Consider the following 16,165-nt stretch of genomic DNA (forward strand, 5'->3'; position numbering starts at 1 on the left):
TTTTGCGTCCGTTAAGGAGTTCCATGGCGTCCGAAACCCGGCGCACCCCTCACCAGGTGACGTTCGCGGTGCTGGCGGCGAGCGTCAGCGCGTACGCACTGCTCCAGTCGCTGGTGACCCCGGTCCTGCCGACGATCCAGGAGTCGCTGCACACCTCGCAGAACACGGTCACCTGGGTCCTGACCGCGTATCTGCTCTCCGCGTCCATATTCACCCCGATCATGGGCCGGGTCGGGGACATCGTCGGCAAGAAGCCGGTCTTCGTGGCCACCCTGGTCGCGCTGGCCGCGGGCTCGCTGCTGGCCGCGCTGGCCACCAACGTCGGGGTGATGATCGTCGCCCGGGTGATCCAGGGCATCGGCGGCGGCGTGCTGCCGCTGGCGTTCAGCATCGTCCGCGAGGAGTTCCCGCGCGAGAAGATGAGCGGCGCGGTCGGCGCGATCGCCTCGCTCGTCGCGGTCGGCGGCGGCCTGGGCATCGTGCTGGCCGGCCCGATCGTCAACGCGCTGGACTACCACTGGCTGTTCTGGCTGCCGATGATCCTCACCATCCTCACGGCGGTCGCCACGGTGCTGTTCGTACCGGCCAGCCGCACCCGTACCGAGGGCCGGATCAGCTGGGCGCCCGCGCTGCTGCTGTCGGCATGGCTGGTGGCGCTGCTGGTCGCGCTGAGCCAGGCGTCGGTGTGGGGCTGGGGCTCGGGCAAGGTGATCGGCCTGATCGTCGCCGCCGTGGTGCTGGCGGTCGCCTGGGTCGAGACCGAGCGCCGGTCGGCGACGCCGCTGATCGACATGAAGATGATGAGCCGCCCCGCGGTGTGGACCAACAACACCGTGGCCCTGCTCTTCGGCGTCGGCATGTACTCCGTCTTCGCCTTCCTCCCGGAGTTCGTGCAGACCCCCAAGTCCACCGGCTACGGCTTCGGTTCGACCATCACCCAGTCCGGGCTGATCCTGCTGCCGATGTCGGTGGCGATGTTCCTGGTGGGCCTGGGCGCCAACTCGCTGGCCGCCCGGATCGGCGGCAAGACCGTGGTGCTGCTCGGTTCGCTGATCAGCGCGGTGTCGATGGCGCTGCTCGCCTTCGCGCACGGCGCCACCTGGGAGCTGTACATCGCGACCGCGGTGATGGGCGTCGGCTTCGGCCTCGCCTTCGCGGCGATGTCCAGCCTGATCGTGAGCGCGGTCCCGGCCGAGCAGACCGGCGTGGCCAGCGGCATGAACGCCAACATCCGCACCATCGGCGGCTCGATCGGCGCCGCGCTGATGGCCAGCGTCGTGACCTCCAGCCCGGCGGCCGACGGCCTGCCCCGCGAGGCCGGCTACACCCACGGCTTCGCGATGCTCGGCGTCGCGCTGCTGGTCGGCGCGCTGGCCGCGCTGCTGATCCCGGTCTCCCGGCGCGCCACCCTGGTGGCCGGCTCCACCGAGGACAACGAGCCGGCGGGCACCGCGCTCACGGCCGTACCCGGCGGTACGGTCATGAGCGACACGTCGGAGTGAGGTCCGGCACCGGACACTCCGGTGCCGACCGCACCACAGGGGGCCGGCACCGGGCAGGGCCGCACCGATCGGAAGTGGACGATGGCAGCGCACAAGGCGGGGCACGGCCCCGTAGCCGACAGCACCGGGCACGGCACGGGGCACGGTGCCGTGTGCGGTGAGCACCCGGCGCCGAAGGGCGCTGCCGACCCGACACCCGCCGGCGGCGCGGCCCCGCACCGCCCGATGCGGCGCGACGCCGCGCGCAACCACCAACTGGTGATCGCTGCGGCCCGCGAGGTGTTCACCGAGTACGGCACCGACGCCAGCATGGAGCTCATCGCCTCCCGTGCGGGCGTCGGCGTCGGCACCCTCTACCGGCGGTTCCCCAACAAGGAGGCGCTGGTCGACGAGATCGCCGGGCAGATGCTCCGCGAGCTCGTCGACCAGGCGCGCAGCGCCCTGACCCTGCCGGACGGCACCGGACTCGACGTGTTCGTCGGGGTGTTCGGCCGCTGGGTGAGCCTGCACCGCGGCTACGCCGACAAGCTGGTGGGCCGCACCGAGGCCGCCTGCGTGGAGCAGCTGCGCGACCTGGTCGACCTGCTGCTCGACCAGGCCAAGGCGGCCGGGCGGGTGGCCGCGCACATCGAACTCGGCGACGTGATGGTCCTGATGTGGGGGCTGCGCGGCGTGGTGGAGACCAGCGGCGCGGTCACCCCGGACGCCTGGCGGCGCTACGCCGACATCCACCTGGCGGGCCTGCGCGCCCACTCCCCCGCACCGGACCGCCCCGCGGTGACCCGCGAGCAGCTCACCCGGATCAACGCCCAGGGCTGAACTCCCCCGCGCCGCCCGCCCTGCCGGCTCCGCCCGACACCGCGGCGGCCCGGGCCCGTTCAGACCGGGCGGGCCAGGTGGAGCAGGCGGGGACGGTCGTCCCGGGCGGGTACGGGGGCGAAGCCCAGCCGCTCGTAGAGGGCGATCGCGCCCGTGCGCCAGTCCCACACCGACAGCCGCAGGGTGTCCACCCCGCGCGCGGCCGCCTCGGTGAGCGCGGCGCGCACCAAGGCCGCGGCGATCCCGCGGCCGCGGTACTCCGGGGCGGTCCACAGCCGCTTGATCTCGGCCGCGCCGCCCACCGCGCCGGTCAGCACCAGGCAGCCGGGCACCGCGTCCCCGGCGACGGCCAGCAGCACCGTGTCGGCCGCGAACGCGGTCCGCGGGTCGAGGACCTCCGCGCGGTAGCGCTCCGGCAGGTCCGCCACGTCGGTGACGGCCTCGCCCTTCTCCGCCTGCGTCTGGAGGTGGTAGGCGGCGAGCAGCCCGGCCGGGCCCTGGCCGTCGGCGAGGCCCGGGCCGGGCCAGCGCACGACGGTGGTGGCCGGCACGGCGGCCGAGGCCGGGGTGGCGGCGGTCGCTTCGGCCGGGGCCTGTTCGGCGGGGGTCTGTTCGGCGGGGGTCTGTTCGGCGGCGGGCCGGGGGCGGTCGTTCATGCCCCCAGCCTCACACATCCGCAGGTCAGCGCGGCGCGGGGGTCAGCGGCGGGTGCCGCAGTCCGGGCAGAAGGCGGCGCCCGCCGGGAGCTGCGCGCTGCACGAGCCGCAGGTGTCCGGCTGGGCGAGCCGGTTGCCGCAGCCGGGGCAGAAGGCCGAGCCGTGGGTCTCGGCGCGGCACTGCGGGCAGACCAGCTGGCGCGGGGTGTTCACGTCGAACGACTGCCCGGCGGTCTGCCCGACGGCGTAGGCGCGCTCGGTCACCATGTCGTTGAGGCCGCGCTGCTGGGCGGCGAGCGCCTCGGCGGCGGTGTCGGGGGCGCAGGTCAGGCAGATGCCCTGCCCGGCGTTCCAGCAGCGGTTGCAGACGTAGCCGGTGCAGCGCGGGCAGCGGTTGAAGTGCCCTTCCGCGGTGGATATCGCGCGCTGGAAGGCCGCGTCGCGGGCGGTGCCGTAGCCGGCGCCGGCCAGCCCGTCGGCCGCGGTGGACACGCCGCTGCCGGCCCGGCCGAGCATCCCCCAGGCCGCGTTGACCCCCTTGCCGACCCAACTGGCCATCCGGCCACCGGTGTACGGCACGAACGGCGAGCGCCACGTGTCGTAGCAGCGGTGGCAGGAGAACTCGAACTGGAACCCCGCACCCGTGCCCTGTTGCTCGCACAGATCACGGTAGTTGTTGCTGAAGTAGATCTCCGCGGTCACCGGTCGCCCTCCCCGAGCAGCCTCCGGCCGGGCCCCTGCCCGCCGGTCGTCCCCTACCGGCAACGGACGCCCCGTCCGCCGCTGCCGGTTCTGCGGGCCGGGTACGGCGCCGCAAGCACCCTGCATTTTCCCACATCCGGGCGCCCCCTTGGCGCTGCTGGGCACACCGCTGCGCCCCCGCGCTCCCCACGGTCACCACCCGGCACGCCCGCCCCGTTCCGCATCGCGGTCCGAACCGGCCGCGGCCGCCGTACGCCCGTGTCCCGGGTGTACGGCGGCCGCGTGCGGGGGCAGGCTGGGGCCGGCCCGTGGCGGGGTCAGCCCTGGCGGGCCTTGCTCCGCGGGTCCTTGCGGTTGATCACGTAGACCTTGCCGCGGCGGCGGACGACCTGGGCGCCCGGGCGGCCCTTCAGGGAGCGAAGCGAGTTGCGTACCTTCATGGTGGCGCCCTTCTGCTCGTAGTCTCTACGGTTGCAGGTGCGACAACCGCGGTGCCCGCGCGTTCATTCCGCGCGGGCGGGCGGTCCTCCAGGAGGGGACGGGCAGACCATGACCGAAGCACCGCAGGACCACGACCGGCCGGGCGCCGACGAGGGCCCGGACTTCGACCGGCCGGGGTTCTCCAGCCCCGACTTCTCCAGTCCGGACTTCACCGGCCCCGGCGGCGACCGGATCGGCGACTTCACCCCGCCCGACTTCGAGGTGCCGCCCTTCGAGGGCCCCGACTACGAGGCCGAGGACGCCGACGAGCTGGTGCCCGAGGAGGCCGGGTTCTCCAGCCCCGGCTTCACCAGCCCCGACTTCACCAGCCCCGGCCCGATCGACGACCCCGACGACACCCACGGCACCCCCACCTCGCACTGACGCCCGGCCGCGCCCGGCCTCAACCGCCGCGCCGCACCGTCAGATCGGCGATCCGCGCGAGCATCGCGTCGAGTGCCGCCTCCAGCGGAGCCGTCTCGCGCCGGACCTGGGTGAGCAGCAGGCCGCCCTGGAGGGCGGCGAGGAGGGCAAGGGCGAGCCGGTCCGGGTCGGCGTCGCCGCGCAGCTCGCCGCGGTCGCGCATCGCGTGCAGGCCGGAGCGGATCGCCGCCTCCCACCGGGCGAAGCCGCCGACGAGGTCGGCGCGCGCCACCTCGTCGGTCTCGGCGAGCTCGCTGGCCAGCGACCCGATCGGGCAGCCGCCCTGGCAGTGCGCCTCGCGCTGGATGCCCACGACGAGGTCGCGCCAGGCGCGCAGCGCCTCCAGCGAGTCCAGGCTGCCCAGCAGCGGCTGCTGCGCGTCCAGCACGGCCTGGGTCTGGTGCGCGATCACCGCGCGGACCAGGGCGCTCTTGTCCGCGAAGTAGTGGTAGATCTGCGAGGTGCTGACCCCGGCGGCGGCCCGTACGTCGTCGGTGCTGGTGCCCGCCACGCCGTGCTCCAGCATCAGTCCGGCCGCGGCCGCCACGATCCGCCCGCGGGTGGCGGCGCCCTTGCGGGTCAGCTTCTGCGGCGCCGTCGGGTCGGACACGGGGGGCGAGTCGATGCTCATGCGTTCAGCGTAGGCCCTGCCCAGCGCTTCCTCCCGGCCCGCGGGGCGCCCGCCACGGAAAAACTGGAGTTGACACTCCAATCTTTGGGTGACAAGAATGGAGTCATCGCTCCAATGTTCAGCGGCGGGCGATCATCCCCGGCGGCGCACCCGTGCCGCGCGGCACACACAATCCACCACGCACACCCCCACCACCGAAAAGGGCGGATCACCATGGAGTTCGAAGGCCGCAAGGCACTGGTCACCGGCGGCACCTCCGGCATCGGCCGGGAGATCGCCCGACAACTCGCCGCGGGGGGCGCCGAGGTCCTCGTCAGCGGCCGCGACGCGCAGCGCGGCGCGGCCACCGTCGCCGCGATCGAGGCCGCGGGCGGCAAGGCGCGCTTCTTCGCCGCCGACATGGCCGACCTCGACTCGGTCGGCCGGCTCGCCGAGCAGGCCGCCGACGTCGACATCCTGGTCAACAACGCGGGCGTCTTCGACTTCGCGCCGACCGGCGAGCAGTCCGTGGCGTCCTACGACGCGATGTTCCAGGTCAACGTGCGGGCGCTGTACTTCCTGACCGCCGCGATCGCGCCGCGGATGGCCGAGCGCGGCGACGGCAGCGTGGTCAACATCAGCACGATGGCCGCGACCGTGGCGCTGCCCGGCGGGTCCGTCTACAGCGCGACCAAGGCCGCCGTGAACTCGCTGACCCGCACCTGGGCGGCGGAGTTCGGCACCTCCGGGGTCCGCGTGAACAGCGTCTCCCCCGGCCCGACCCTCACCGAGAGCGCCCCGCTGGAGATGGTCGACACGCTCGGCGCCACCACGCTCCTCAAGCGCCACGCGAGCACCGCGGAGATCGCCGCCGCGGTGGTCTTCCTCGCCTCGCCCCGGGCCGCGTACGTCACCGGCGCGACGGTGCCGGTCGACGGCGGGCGCGCCGTCGCGTGACGCCCCGCGCGCCCGCGGCCCGGCGCGGCCCGGCGGCCGGTCAGCCCGGCGCGGGCGCGGGGGCGGGCGGGGAGAGGGTGCGGGCCGCGGTGCGGTGGACGGCGTCGGCGACGGCCGCCAGGTCGGGCGAGTCGAGCTTCCACTGCTGCCAGTACAGCGGGACGTCCACCGGGCGGCGGGCGGCCAGCTCCACGAGGGTGCCCGCCGCGAGGTGCGGGCCGGCCTGCGCCTCGGGGATCATGCCCCAGCCGAGCCCGGCGGCGACCGCGGCGAGGAACGCCTCGGACGAGGGCATGCAGTGCCGGGCGCGCGTCGCGGCGGTCAGGCGCGCGGAGCCGGCCGCCCGCCGCGGGGCGAGCAGGTCCAGGAACCGGTCCTGCAACTCGTCCTTGCGGTCGAAGACGATCGCGGGCGCGGCCGGCAGCGCCTCGCGCAGCGGGCGGCCGGCCAGCCGGCGGGCGACGAACCGCGGCGCGGCCATCGCCCGGTAGCGCATCCGGCCCAGCGCCCGCACCGAGCAGCCCTGCACCGCCACCGGGGAGGAGGTCACCGCGGCCATCACCCGGCCCTGGCGCAGCAGTGCCGCGGTGTGGTCCTCGTCGTCGCGGTGCAGGTCGAACAGGATGCCGCGGTCGGCGGCGGCGTCCACGAGCGCGGGCAGGAACCACGTCGCGAGCGAGTCCGCGTTGACCGCGATCGGCAGGGTGGCCGGACCGAGCGCGTCGTCGAGGCCGAGTTCGGCGCCCGCGTCCTGCTCCAGCCGCGCGAGCTGCCGCCCGTAGCGGATGAGCACCTCGCCGGACGCGGTGGGCCGCACCGGCTTCGTCCGCAGCAGCAGCACCCGCCCGGTGCGCTGCTCCAGTGCCTTGACCCGCTGGCTCACCGCCGACGGCGTGACGTGCAGGGCCTCGGCGGCCGCCTCGAAGGTGCCCTCATCCACGGCGGCGAGCAGCGTGCGCACCTGGTCCAGCGGCAGCCCGTCCACCGTCGCCGCGCCCCTTTCCCGCACCGCCCGCCGGGTCCTTCCGAGCACAGGCGGCACACCTTAAGTGTTGCTCATGCTACCTAAGAATCCTTAGCTGGCCTGAAAGATCACCCTGCTCCTAGCCTCGGGGCATGCACGCAGCTCTCCTCGCCGTCCTGGCGGGCCTCGGCACCGGTCTGTCCCTGCTGGTGGTCATCGGCGCCCAGAACGCGTTCGTGCTGCGCCAGGGCATCCTGCGGCAGCACGTGCCCGCGGTGGTCGTGATCTGCGCCGTCTCCGACCTGCTGCTGATCTCGGCGGGCGTCGGCGGCATCGGCACGGTCGTACGGCGCTGGCCGACCGCCCTGACGGTCACCGCGTGGGCCGGCGCGGCGTTCCTGGTGGCGTACGGGGTGCTGGCCGCCCGCCGGGCCCTGCGCCCGCAGCAGCTGACCGCGGCCGAGGGCGCCGGCGCCTCCGCCCGCACCGCCGTCCTGACCTGCCTGGCGATGACCTGGCTCAACCCGCACGTCTACCTGGACACGGTGCTGCTGGTCGGCTCGGTCGCCAACAGCTACGGCCACGCGCGGTGGCTGTTCGGGGCGGGCGCGGCGGCGGCGAGCACGCTGTGGTTCACCGGGCTCGGCTTCGGCGCGCGGCTGCTGCGCCGCCCCTTCGCCCGGCCCGGGTCGTGGCAGGTGCTGGACGCGGTGATCGCGGTGACGATGGTGTGCATGGGCGTGCTGATGGCGACCCGGGCCTGACCGCGCGGCGGCTGTGCCGTACGCGGAGGCCCGTGCCGTACGCGGGCCCGCTCAGTGCAGCAGCCGTCCGCGCGGCAGGGCGCCGCGGCTGGGGCCCTGCCGGATCGGGCGGAAGCCGATCACCGCGGCGTCGTCGCGGCGGCTGCCGGCGCCCGACAGCATCTGGGCGCAGATCTGCGCGAGCGTCAGCCCGTCCGCGCGGGCGGCCTGCGCGGTCGCGGCGAGCGCGGCCATGCCCTGGCCGAGGTCGGTGCCGGGCACCTCGATCAGGCCGTCGGTGTACAGCAGCAGGGTGTCGCCGCTGTCGAGTTCGTGGTGCCAGGTGGCGCGGGGCGCGTCGGGCGCCACGCACAGCGGCAGGTCGGGGCCGTCGCCCAGCAGGTAGCGCGGCTCGCCGGCCGCGGGCAGCAGCAGGGGCGGCGGGTGCCCGGCGTTGGACCACGCGAGGTGCCAGCGGCCGTCGGACCGCGGCGCCAGGTTGGCGTGCACCACCGTGACCAGCGGCGCGATCCGCAGCCCGTCCACCACCCGGTCGAGCTGGGCGAGGCTCTCGGCCGGGCTGCCCGGGTGCTCCTGGTCGTAGGCGATCACCCGCAGCATGCTGCGCAGCTGGCTCATCGAGGTGGCGGCGTCCAGGTCGTGCCCGGCGATGTCGCCGATGGTCAGGGCCACGGTGCCGTCGGGCAGCAGCAGCGCGTCGTACCAGTCGCCGCCGACCTCGGCGGTCTTGCTCGCGGGCTGGTAGTGCGCGGCCAGCTCCGCGCCGGGCACCACCGGGGTCGCGGTGAGCAGCGCGCGCTGGAGGGTGAGCGCGGTGTGCCGGGTGCGCTGCAGCTCCACCGCCTGCCGCAGCGGTTCGCGCGCCTGGTACAGGATCTCCCGCAGCAGCGCCCGGTCCGCGGCGCCGGGCGGCGGGCTGTCGGCGCAGCTGGCCGCGCAGGCGAACGCGACCACGGCCGAGTCGATCACGATCGGCACCATGGTCAGGCTGGTGGCGCGCGCCTCGCGCAGCCACCGCCGGGACATCTCCGACAGCACGCTGTCGGGCGGGTCGCCGGTGGGGAAGGTGATCAGCCGGGGGCGGCGGCTCTCGATGACCTGCTGGGCCGCCTGGCCGACGAGGTAGGGCCGGTTGCTCAGCGGGGGCAGGGCCGGCAGTCCGGCGCGGGCGGTGGTGGCGACCCGGACCGCGGTGAGCGGGCCGCCGACGCCGGCCGCGGGCAGCATGAAGACCGCGCACGCGTCGGTCAGCTCCGGCACGACCGCGGCGGCCACGGCGGCGAACGCGTCCGGCACGTCGTCGGCGGTGGTGACCGTGGTGACCCGGGCGAGCAGCCGCTCGCGCAGCCGGTTGCGCCACTGGTCCTCGATGTCGGCGGTCGCGCCGATCCACTCCACCAGCTCCCCGCCGCGCTCGACCGGCACCGCCCGGGACTGCACGTGCCGGTACTCCCCGGTGGCGGTGCGCATCCGGAAGGTGCACTCGAAGCGCGCGCGGCCGTCGGCCGCCTCGTTCCAGGTCCGCACCAGCCGCTGCCGGTCGTGCGGGTGCACCGCGGCCATCCACTCCTGGTCGATCACCGGCCGCCACGGGATGCCGGTGAACTCCTCGAAGCCGCCGACCAGTTCGACGATCTCGCCGTTCGGCTTCATCAGCCACACGATCTGGGTGACGGCGGACATCAGCGCCTCGTACCGCTGGAGCGCCTTCTGCCGCTGCTCGGAGAGCAGTTGCGCGGCCTCGACCGCCTCCACCTGCGGGGTGGTGTCCACCGCCACGGCCAGCACCCCCGCGCCGAACCGGGAGACCACCGGCGAGCAGCTGTAGACGAAGTGCCGGCGGCCGGGCGCGCCGGGCGCGGTGCCCTCGGTGGTGCGGGTCTCGGTGACCTGCCGGGCGGCGCGGTCGAGGTGGACCTGGTCGAGCATCTTCAGGAAGCGGGCGGCATTGGGCTCGGTGAACACCTCGGCGGCGGGCGCGCCCAGCTGCCGCGGGCCGAACAGGGCGCGGAATGCCTCGTTGACGTAGACCAGCCGGTGGTCCTCGCCCGCGGTGATCGCGACGGCCACGATGGCCCGGTCGAACACCTCGGGTTCGAGTTCGGGCACGCCGGGGCCCGCGCCGATCCGCCTCATGCTCCGATCATCGCGCGCCGCGGCCCGCCGGGCGCGTCGAACGCGCCGCGCGTTCGTACATCTGACCGATTCCGGGGGCCGCGGGCTTCCGGCGGGCCGCGGCGCGCCGGTGCCCTTACGGTGGTTTGCGGGGGTACGGCCGCGTAGGTATCCGCGCACCCCCCCTGCCCCGGCAGCCACGCAAGGAAGAAGGCGCTCACCATGGCCTCAGCGCCCACCATCCCGGACGTCACCCTCAACAACGGCGTCACGATCCCGCAGCTCGGCTTCGGCACGTTCCAGATCGAGCCGAAGGACACCAAGGACGCCGTCCTGGCCGCGCTGGAGATCGGCTACCGGCACATCGACACCGCCGAGATGTACGGCAACGAGAAGGAGGTCGGGCAGGCCGTCGCGGAATCCGGCCTGGACCGCTCCGAGGTCTTCGTGACCAGCAAGCTCAACAACGGCTTCCACGCCTACGGTGACGCGCTGACCGCCTTCACCCGCAGCCTGGACGACCTCGGCATGGAGTACATGGACCTGTTCCTGGTGCACTGGCCGCTGCCGGAGGTCGGCGACTACACCGAGACGTGGCGGGCGATGGAGGAGATCTACCGGTCCGGCCGGGTCAAGGCGGTCGGCGTCTCCAACTTCCAGATCGCGCACCTCAAGCGGCTGTTCGAGGAGACCTCGGTGGTGCCCGCGGTCAACCAGATCGAGGTGCACCCCTACCTCGTGCAGGACGAGCTGCGCGCCTTCGGCGAAGAGCACGGCATCGCCACCGAGGCGTGGTCCCCGATCGCCAAGGGCATGGTCCTGGACGACCCGGTGATCACCGCGATCGCCCAGCGGGTCGGGCGCAGCGCGGCGCAGGTGACGCTGCGCTGGCACCTCCAGCGCGGCGACATCGTCTTCCCGAAGTCGGTGACGCGCTCGCGGGTGGCGGAGAACCTGCGCCTGTTCGACTTCGAGCTGACCGGCCAGGATCTGGCGGACATCTCCGCGCTGGACCGCGGTGAGCGGACCGGCCCGGACCCGGACACCTTCAACTGGGTGCCGTAGGGGCGTACCCCGGCCGGGCGGCGCGCCGCCTCCCGCGCCCCGGGTCGCGGGAGGGGGCGCGCCGCCCGGCCGGGGGTCAGACGGAGGTCTCCAGCAGCCTGCGCAGGTCCTCGGCCATGCGCAGCGCCGCGGCGCGCCCGTCGCCGCCGAGCGCGCCGGCCGGCGCGGGCCGGGCCCGGTCCACCACCACCCGCAGCGCGGCCGCCGCGTGCCGGGCGAAGAGCGCCAGCAGGTCCAGCTCGCTCAGGCTGGAGCGGGACTGCGGCACCGGGTCGAGCACCTCCAGCACCCCCAGCACCCGGTCGCCGTGGGTCAGCGGCGCGGCCATCAGCGCGTCGGGGACGTACTCGGTGGACTCGGCGAAGTCCCGGTCGAAGGAGGAGCTGCGGGACAGGTCGTCCACGATGACGGGCTCACCGGAGGAGACCACCCACCCGGCGATGCCGCTCTCGGCGGGGAAGCGCCGCCCGACCAGGAAGCTCTCGCCCTGGCCGGAGACGGCCTGGAAGACCAGCTCGTGAGCCGGTTCGTCGAGCAGGAACACCGAACTGGCCTGGGCGCCGAAGATGGCCCGGGCGGTGTCGACCACCGACTGCATCAGCTCCTGGGAGAGCGGGTCGGTCACTGCGTTGCTCTCGTTGCTCTGTGTCACGAAGCACCCCTGATGCCCAGTTGGACGTTGGCCGCGGAAAGGTAGAGCGCGTTCTTGAGCTGGAAGGTCGTCATCCGGCGGTGCCGGGACAGGATGCGGGCGCACAGCCCGGCGATGTAGGGCGTGGCGAAGCTGTTGCCCGTGGTCCTGATCGACCCGCCGCCGAGCCAGGCCACCTGGACGTTCTGGCCGGGGGCGAAGAACTCCACCGGGGGGCTCGGGTTGTACAGGTGGAGCTCGGGGTCGTCCTCCTGGTGGCTGCCCACGGAGATCACCGACGCGAACCGCCACGGGAAGCTCTCCACCGGGGTGTTGTGCGCGGAGGCGACGATCGCGGTGCCGCGGAAGTACGCCTCGTCGGCGAGGACCCGCAGCTCCTCGGCGAACTGCGGGCGGGTGGTGGACAGGCTGAGGTTGATCACGTCGAAGCCCTGGCGGATCGCCCAGCGCAGGCCCGCGAGCAGCACGTCCCCGGTGCCGCCGAAGCCCTTGCCGAGCACCTGCACGCTGTACAGCTCGCACTCCGGCGCGGTCCTGCGGATGATGCCCGCGCAGGCGGTGCCGTGGCCGCAGGAGTCGCCCGGCTCGGTCGCCACGACGCTGGTGCCGGCGGCGTCCTTGCGGACCGTCCAGGAGCCGTCGACCCGGCCGATCAGCGGGTGGCCGCCCTCCACGCCGGAGTCCACGACGCACACCCGCACGCCGGTGCCGAGCGCGTCGGCCCAGCCGCGGCCGGGCGCCGGCGGCTCGCCGTCGGCGGCGACGAGCACGTCCTCCGGGCGCTTGCCGCGCAGGCTCCAGGTGAGTGAGGGGACGGCGCCCTTCTCGACGGTTCCCATGCAGCAGCCTCTCGCGTTCTGACGGGGTCGCGGGTGCGGTGGGCGGCCCGCGCGGGTTCTCGGGGCGTGACGTGCCGTACGGGCGGCAGCGGCGGCGGGCGGCTCACGCGGGGGCCTGCTGCCGGCGGGCGGCGCGGCGCGCGCCGGGCAGGTGGCCCTTGGCCGCGAAGTGCCGGGCGGCCTGAGCTGCGGCCTCGCCCGCGGCCTCGGCGTTCCCGGCGCGGCGCAGCACGTCGGCGCGGTCCAGCCAGGCGACGGCGAGCAGGACCGGGGAGTCGGTGCCGGCGGCGGTGCGCACCGCGCGGGCGGACAGCGCCTCGGCCTGCTCGGCGCTGCCGCGCGCGGCGGCGATCCGGGCGAGGAGACCGTCGAGGTCGGCCGTGTCGGAGGCGGCCTCGCCGGGGGCGGCGGGGGCGCCGGAGTCCGCGGTGGTGGTGCCCGGGCCGGTGGCAGGGTCCAGGCCCGCGCCGGGGTGGTCGGCGGGACGTTCACCGGTGGCCGCGCCGGGCTCGGCGGGTGTCCCCGGGGCGTACGGGTCCGGGCCGGTGTGCGAGCCGCTGCCGGTACGCGCCCCGGGGCCGGCGGCCGAGGCGGCGGCCGGGCCCGAGCCGTTGGGGGCGGCGGCGAGGCGGGCGGCGGCCTCGTCGTGGCGGCCGACGTCCACCAGCAGCCGGGCCGCCTCGCGGGCGACCACACCGCGCAGCCCGTCGGCCTTCAGGCGCGCCGCGGCGGCGTCGGCCTCCTCGAGCAGGTCCAGGGCCCGGGCGCGGTCGTCCCCGAGGGTCGCCACCGCCGCGGCGAACAGCGGGAGCACCACGCGGCCCTCGGCGTACCCGAGTTCGCCGGCCAGCCGGCGGGCCCGGCTCAGGCACGCCTCGGCGTCCACCCACCGCTCCTGGAGGGCGAACAGCACCGCCAGCGGGCAGTTCAGCGTCAGCCGTACGGTAGGGCGCTGCTCGCCGTGCTCGGCCAGCAGGTCGCGGCTGCGGGCGACCGCCGACGGGACCGGTTCGGGGCCGCGCCACAGCGAGACGCCGATCGCGCCGAGGGCCAGGGCCCGTTCGGGCTCGGCGCCGGCCCGGCGCGCGTGGGCCAGGGCCCGCGACAGCAGGTCGTCCGCGGCCACATGGCGGCCCTGCGACTGCCGGTCCTGTGCGATCCGGATGCAGGCCCGCGCCTGGCCGAGGTCGTCGCCCGCCTGCTCGAAGACCGGCAGCGCCCACTGGGCGACGGTCCCCGCGCTGCTGCCGTCCGGCGCCGCCGACACCGCGGCCAGCGCGAGCCGCGCGTGGGCCGCTTCCACCGGGCGCACCGCCTCCCGCCCGAGCACGTCGAGCAGCAGCGCGCGGCCCTGGTCGGTACGGCCGGTCGCCAGCAGGACGTCGCCGAGCCGCCGCGCCGCCGCGCCCCACTCGGGCTCGTCCTCGGCCGCCAGCTCCACCGCCCGTTCCAACAGCCCCGCCGCCCACGCCAGATCCGACCGCGCCAGCGCCCGCGAGCCCGCCTCCACCAGCAACCGCACGGCCCGCACCCGCAGGTGGTCGGTGTGCGGGTCCAACACGCCCAGCTCGGCCCGGTAGCGGTAGGCCCGCTCCAGGTGCGCCGCGACGGCCGCCACGCCCTCGACCCCGCCGGACCGCGCCCGCAGCAGCACCTCGCCCGGGCCGCCCTCCTCCCGGGGCCCCGCGGGCGCCTCCTCGGCGGCGGGCGACAGGCGCCTGGACAGGGCCAGCGCGGCGTGTTCATGGCGTTCGGCACGGGTGCGCTTGGCCATGGACTGGTAGGTGACCTCATGGACGAGGCCGCTGCTGAAGCGCAGCGGATGGGTGCCGGCGAGCAGGCGGTGGCGGCCGAGTCCGGCGAGCGCGTCGCCCAGCGGCCCGGGCGCGGGGGTACGGGCCGCGGCGTCGTAGAGGGCGCCGCCGGGCGCGCCCTCGGGGTCGTCGGCGACCAGGTCGGCGACCTGGTCGGCGGTGAACTCCCGGCCCGCGACGGCCGCGATGTCCAGCGCGGCGCGCTCCGCCCGGCCGAGGGCGCCGATCCGCGCGCCGAGCAGCGCCTGGAGGGTGGTCGGCAGGTCGCCGCCGCCGTCGGGGCGGTAGCCGGAGTCGGGCTGGGTGAGGGCGGCGAGGAGCTGTTCGAGGTAGAAGGGGTTGCCGCCGGCGGACTCCAGCACCTGCGGCGGTACGCCCGTACGCCCGCGGGCGGGTGCGGCGCCGTCCCAGTGCGCGCCGACCTCGGTGAGCGCTTCGGCGACGGTCTCGGCCTGCGCCGTGGTCAGGCCGGGCAGGGTCAGGGTGCGCGCCCGGGGGCCGCCCCACCCGGTGTGGCGGTCGGCGAGGTCGGGGCGGGCGGCGCACACGAACAGCACGCCGGCGCCGGCGAGTTCGGCGCGCAGCGCGGTGACCATGGCCAGCAGCGGCTCGCTCGCCCAGTGCAGGTCGTCCAGCACCAGGACGACCGGGCGGCGGCGCGCCAGTACGGCGAGCAGGCCGGTCAGCGCGGCGCAGGTGTCGTCGGTCGACGGGTTGGGGGTGCCGTCCTCCAGCAGCCCGGCTGACAGCACGGCCAGCGCGGCGGCGGCCTCCTCGCGATCCGTGCGGTCCGCGATGCCCGTGGCGTCCGTGACATCAGTCATGTCCGGCTCGCTGTCGAGGAGTTGGCGCACCGCTTCGGCGAGCGGCGCCAGGCTGCCGTGCTCGCCGTAGGGCCGGCAGCGGCCCGCGCCGTGGGCGAAGGCCCGCCCGGACTGCTTGCGCCACTCGTGGATCAGCCGGGTCTTGCCCATGCCGGCCTCGCCGAAGACCACGACCAGGTCGGGCCCTTGGCCGTCGCGTGCGGCGGTGGCGGTGAACGCCTCGCGCAGCGCCGCCAGTTCGCGGTCGCGGCCGACGAAGGGCACGTCGAAGCGGCGGCTGACCTCCGGCTCCTCCTCGACCACGGCGACCAGCCGGTAGGCGTCGACCGCGTCCTCCTTGCCCTTCAGCCGCAGCGCGCCCACCGGTTCGGTCCTGGCCCGCGCGCCGGCCGCGCGGCGGCTCTCCGGGCCGATCAGCACCTCGCCCTCGGCGGCGTTCTGCTCCAGCCGGGCCGCGACGTTGACCGTCTCGCCCGACACCAGCGCCTGGCGCGAGGACACGTCGGAGGCGGTGACGACCGGCCCGGTGTTGACCCCGATCCGCACCCCGATCCGGATGCCGAGCGAGGGCCCCAACTCCACGTCGTTGAGGCGCTGTACGGCGTCCAGCATCGCCAGTGCCGCGGCCAGCGCCCGCGCCGCGTCGTCCTCGTGGGTGACCGGCACCCCGAAGACGGCCATCACCGCGTCGCCGATGAACTTCTCGACGGTGCCGCCGAACTGCTCCAGGCACTCCCGCATCCGCTCGAAGTAGCGCAGCACCACGGTCCGCAGCGTCTCCGGGTCGAGCACGCCGGACAGCGCGGTGGAGCCCACCAGGTCGCAGAAGACCACGGTCACGACCTTGCGCTCCTCCTGCCGCACCCCGGCCGGTCCGGGGGCGGCCGGGGTGCCGCAGGAGGGGCAGAAGCGCGCCTCGGCGGGCAGTTCGGCGTCGCACGCGGTGCAGTGCATGCTCGGTCCCTTCCGCTGGTGGTGG

15 protein-coding genes are annotated in these 16,165 nt (G+C 75.4%); 6 read left to right on the forward strand and 9 right to left on the reverse strand.

The features are described from left to right. The first annotated feature begins 23 nt into the window (after positions 1-23). Together WA788_RS24725 and WA788_RS24730 are read left to right on the forward strand one after the other, a co-directional pair. Positions 24-1,502: an MFS transporter gene (locus WA788_RS24725; RefSeq protein WP_335980879.1), complete on the forward strand. Its 1,479-nt coding sequence runs from the start codon at positions 24-26 to the stop codon at positions 1,500-1,502. A gap of 81 nt (positions 1,503-1,583) precedes the next feature. Further along, complete coding sequence (locus WA788_RS24730; protein ID WP_335980881.1) at positions 1,584-2,321, forward strand: TetR/AcrR family transcriptional regulator; 738 nt, start codon at positions 1,584-1,586, stop codon at positions 2,319-2,321. A 59-nt stretch (positions 2,322-2,380) separates the two neighbouring features. On the opposite strand, the gene WA788_RS24735 is transcribed toward WA788_RS24730, so the two are convergent. From WA788_RS24735 to ykgO, 3 genes are all read right to left on the reverse strand, one after another. Beyond that, complete coding sequence (locus WA788_RS24735; protein ID WP_335980882.1) at positions 2,381-2,977, reverse strand: GNAT family N-acetyltransferase; 597 nt, start codon at positions 2,975-2,977, stop codon at positions 2,381-2,383. 42 nt (positions 2,978-3,019) lie between these two features. Further along, positions 3,020-3,679 carry a zinc ribbon domain-containing protein gene (locus WA788_RS24740; RefSeq protein ID WP_335980883.1) on the reverse strand — a complete coding sequence of 220 codons (660 nt, stop codon included), beginning with the start codon at positions 3,677-3,679 and terminating at the stop codon, positions 3,020-3,022. Positions 3,680-3,996: 317 nt separating this feature from the next. After that, a complete protein-coding gene (gene ykgO / locus WA788_RS24745; RefSeq protein WP_335980885.1) occupies positions 3,997-4,119 on the reverse strand; it encodes a type B 50S ribosomal protein L36 in 123 nt (40 codons plus the stop codon). 109 nt (positions 4,120-4,228) lie between these two features. Here ykgO and WA788_RS24750 point away from each other — a divergent pair, with 109 nt between their 5' ends. Further along, positions 4,229-4,543 (forward strand): hypothetical protein, encoded by a 315-nt coding sequence (locus WA788_RS24750; RefSeq protein WP_335980886.1) that lies wholly within the window; start codon positions 4,229-4,231, stop codon positions 4,541-4,543. A gap of 19 nt (positions 4,544-4,562) precedes the next feature. On the opposite strand, the gene WA788_RS24755 is transcribed toward WA788_RS24750, so the two are convergent. Beyond that, positions 4,563-5,213, reverse strand: coding sequence for a TetR/AcrR family transcriptional regulator (locus WA788_RS24755; RefSeq protein WP_335980887.1), 651 nt, complete (start codon positions 5,211-5,213; stop codon positions 4,563-4,565). Positions 5,214-5,426: 213 nt separating this feature from the next. Between WA788_RS24755 and WA788_RS24760 the strand changes: the two genes are divergently transcribed. Then, positions 5,427-6,149, forward strand: a complete 723-nt coding sequence (locus WA788_RS24760) for an SDR family NAD(P)-dependent oxidoreductase (RefSeq protein WP_335980888.1) — start codon at positions 5,427-5,429, stop codon at positions 6,147-6,149. Between the two features lie 40 nt (positions 6,150-6,189). Here the strand turns inward: WA788_RS24760 and WA788_RS24765 are convergent, their stop codons facing one another. Further along, positions 6,190-7,182, reverse strand: a complete 993-nt coding sequence (locus tag WA788_RS24765; RefSeq protein WP_443034092.1) for a LysR family transcriptional regulator ArgP — start codon at positions 7,180-7,182, stop codon at positions 6,190-6,192. A gap of 83 nt (positions 7,183-7,265) precedes the next feature. Between WA788_RS24765 and WA788_RS24770 the strand changes: the two genes are divergently transcribed. Beyond that, positions 7,266-7,877: a LysE/ArgO family amino acid transporter gene (locus WA788_RS24770; RefSeq protein ID WP_335980890.1), complete on the forward strand. Its 612-nt coding sequence runs from the start codon at positions 7,266-7,268 to the stop codon at positions 7,875-7,877. Positions 7,878-7,928: 51 nt separating this feature from the next. Here the strand turns inward: WA788_RS24770 and WA788_RS24775 are convergent, their stop codons facing one another. Then, positions 7,929-10,013 carry a SpoIIE family protein phosphatase gene (locus tag WA788_RS24775; RefSeq protein ID WP_335980892.1) on the reverse strand — a complete coding sequence of 695 codons (2,085 nt, stop codon included), beginning with the start codon at positions 10,011-10,013 and terminating at the stop codon, positions 7,929-7,931. A 201-nt stretch (positions 10,014-10,214) separates the two neighbouring features. Between WA788_RS24775 and WA788_RS24780 the strand changes: the two genes are divergently transcribed. After that, entirely contained in the window at positions 10,215-11,057 is an 843-nt protein-coding gene (locus tag WA788_RS24780) for an aldo/keto reductase (RefSeq protein ID WP_335980893.1), read from the forward strand. Positions 11,058-11,133: 76 nt separating this feature from the next. Here WA788_RS24780 and WA788_RS24785 read toward each other — a convergent pair whose 3' ends face one another. The 3 genes from WA788_RS24785 to WA788_RS24795 all read right to left on the reverse strand — a co-directional run bounded on the left by WA788_RS24785 (position 11,134) and on the right by WA788_RS24795 (position 16,140). Continuing rightward, positions 11,134-11,655, reverse strand: a complete 522-nt coding sequence (locus tag WA788_RS24785) for a GAF domain-containing protein (protein WP_335980934.1) — start codon at positions 11,653-11,655, stop codon at positions 11,134-11,136. A gap of 50 nt (positions 11,656-11,705) precedes the next feature. Then, a complete protein-coding gene (locus tag WA788_RS24790; protein WP_335980894.1) occupies positions 11,706-12,548 on the reverse strand; it encodes a S8 family peptidase in 843 nt (280 codons plus the stop codon). A gap of 103 nt (positions 12,549-12,651) precedes the next feature. Continuing rightward, positions 12,652-16,140 (reverse strand): adenylate/guanylate cyclase domain-containing protein, encoded by a 3,489-nt coding sequence (locus tag WA788_RS24795; RefSeq protein ID WP_335980895.1) that lies wholly within the window; start codon positions 16,138-16,140, stop codon positions 12,652-12,654. Positions 16,141-16,165: the final 25 nt, after the last annotated feature.

The sequence above is a fragment of the Streptomyces sp. CA2R106 genome (genome assembly GCF_037034245.1).
In the GTDB taxonomy this organism is placed as follows: Bacteria; Actinomycetota; Actinomycetes; order Streptomycetales; family Streptomycetaceae; genus Actinacidiphila.

Excerpts from the sequence above, each read along its gene's own strand:
- WA788_RS24725 (WP_335980879.1), top strand. The coding sequence starts at position 24 with ATGGCGTCCGAAACCCGGCGCACCCCTCACCAGGTGACGTTCGCGGTG.
- WA788_RS24730 (WP_335980881.1), top strand. The coding sequence starts at position 1,584 with ATGGCAGCGCACAAGGCGGGGCACGGCCCCGTAGCCGACAGCACCGGG.
- WA788_RS24735 (WP_335980882.1), bottom strand. The coding sequence starts at position 2,977 with ATGAACGACCGCCCCCGGCCCGCCGCCGAACAGACCCCCGCCGAACAG.
- ykgO (WP_335980885.1), bottom strand. The coding sequence starts at position 4,119 with ATGAAGGTACGCAACTCGCTTCGCTCCCTGAAGGGCCGCCCGGGCGCC.
- WA788_RS24750 (WP_335980886.1), top strand. The coding sequence starts at position 4,229 with ATGACCGAAGCACCGCAGGACCACGACCGGCCGGGCGCCGACGAGGGC.
- WA788_RS24755 (WP_335980887.1), bottom strand. The coding sequence starts at position 5,213 with ATGAGCATCGACTCGCCCCCCGTGTCCGACCCGACGGCGCCGCAGAAG.
- WA788_RS24760 (WP_335980888.1), top strand. The coding sequence starts at position 5,427 with ATGGAGTTCGAAGGCCGCAAGGCACTGGTCACCGGCGGCACCTCCGGC.
- WA788_RS24770 (WP_335980890.1), top strand. The coding sequence starts at position 7,266 with ATGCACGCAGCTCTCCTCGCCGTCCTGGCGGGCCTCGGCACCGGTCTG.
- WA788_RS24775 (WP_335980892.1), bottom strand. The coding sequence starts at position 10,013 with ATGAGGCGGATCGGCGCGGGCCCCGGCGTGCCCGAACTCGAACCCGAG.
- WA788_RS24780 (WP_335980893.1), top strand. The coding sequence starts at position 10,215 with ATGGCCTCAGCGCCCACCATCCCGGACGTCACCCTCAACAACGGCGTC.
- WA788_RS24785 (WP_335980934.1), bottom strand. The coding sequence starts at position 11,655 with ATGCAGTCGGTGGTCGACACCGCCCGGGCCATCTTCGGCGCCCAGGCC.
- WA788_RS24790 (WP_335980894.1), bottom strand. The coding sequence starts at position 12,548 with ATGGGAACCGTCGAGAAGGGCGCCGTCCCCTCACTCACCTGGAGCCTG.
- WA788_RS24795 (WP_335980895.1), bottom strand. The coding sequence starts at position 16,140 with ATGCACTGCACCGCGTGCGACGCCGAACTGCCCGCCGAGGCGCGCTTC.